This is a genomic window from Bacillus sp. 007/AIA-02/001 (genome assembly GCF_004634455.1).
Classification (GTDB): domain Bacteria; phylum Bacillota; class Bacilli; order Bacillales; family Bacillaceae_G; genus Bacillus_A; species Bacillus_A cereus.
In genome coordinates this window covers 1-1199 of sequence record NZ_SEIY01000049.1, presented here as the reverse complement: position 1 = coordinate 1199, position 1199 = coordinate 1, and the positions used below count along the sequence as shown (strand labels likewise).

Below are 1199 nucleotides of genomic sequence, written 5' to 3'. Positions count from 1 at the left end.
AATAAAAAGAGTATTATGCCACGGCCTTTTCCCGATATTCTATCGGGGAAAGGCCGTGAAGTTTTTCTTGGAATCTTTCTGTATTATAAAATTGAATATATTCTTGAATTGCTCGGTAGGCCATTTCATATGTTTTTGGGCACACTAAATACAACTTCTCTGTTTTTAAATGTGAGAAGAATGATTCGATACACGCATTATCAAAACAGTTTCCACGTCTAGAATGACTACCGACAAATCCTAATTTCTCTAACTGTTTTGCGTAGGATTTAGATGTATATTGAAACCCTTGATCTGAATGGAAAAGGGGCTTAGTAGTTAATGACTTCCCTTCTAATTGACGTAATGTAGTTAAAACCAAATCTAAATCATTTCTTGAAGATAGCTTCCAGGCAACAATTTCATTGTTGTATAAATCTAACACAGCTGACAAATAGGCAAATTGTTCTCCGATTCGTACATAAGTAATATCTGTTACGAATTTTTGATTTTGCTTTTCAGCTTGAAACTCTCGATTCAAATGATTTTTAAATACCACAGATGTTTTTCTTCCATAAAACGGACGTTTTTTTCGAATGATAGATTGAATACCCAGCTCTCTCATAAGACGACGAACACGTTTATGATTCATTACCATTCCTTCTCGAGCCAAAGCACGAGTCATACGTTTATACCCATAGTAAGGGTGCTGACGATGAATAGATAAAATATGTTCTTTATGCCACATATCCCTTTTCTGACGTAAACGCTGCACGTTATGATATTTCCGCCATTTATAGTAGCCAGCCTTAGAAACTTCCGCGATTTGAAGCAACCATCGGAGTGGATAGGCTTGGCGTAATGAATCGATAAGAGAAAATCGTTCTTTCTTTAGGACCATTCCTTCCCGTGTAGATTTGGATTGCGCTTTTTTAAATACTCAACCTGTGCCTTCAAATAAGCATTTTCTTCTTCTAGACTATTAAAATTCTTTCGATTCCAGACACCACGTTGATCATCAAAGGACTCCCCTTGTTGCGCACGTTTTACCCACTCAATAATCTGGGCATCGCTCTTCACACCGAGTTGTTCACGAATTTCTCGCAATGATTTTCTCTCTTCTAATCGAAGACGAACTGCTTCTCGCTTTAGTTCTTCTGTATATTTTTGAAATGATTGTCCTTTTCTTGCCATAAAAAAATCCCCTCCAGATAAAACAG

Annotated in this window: 1 protein-coding gene; it reads right to left on the bottom strand. The window is 36.9% G+C overall.

Annotated features, from left to right (window positions below):
- Positions 1 to 13 precede the first annotated feature (13 nt).
- A protein-coding gene (locus tag ES895_RS29115; protein ID WP_087874946.1) for an IS3-like element ISBth8 family transposase occupies positions 14 to 1173 on the bottom strand; the annotation gives its coding sequence in 2 pieces (ribosomal slippage) (positions 14 to 915 and positions 915 to 1173; 1161 coding nt in all).
- Positions 1174 to 1199 lie beyond the last annotated feature (26 nt).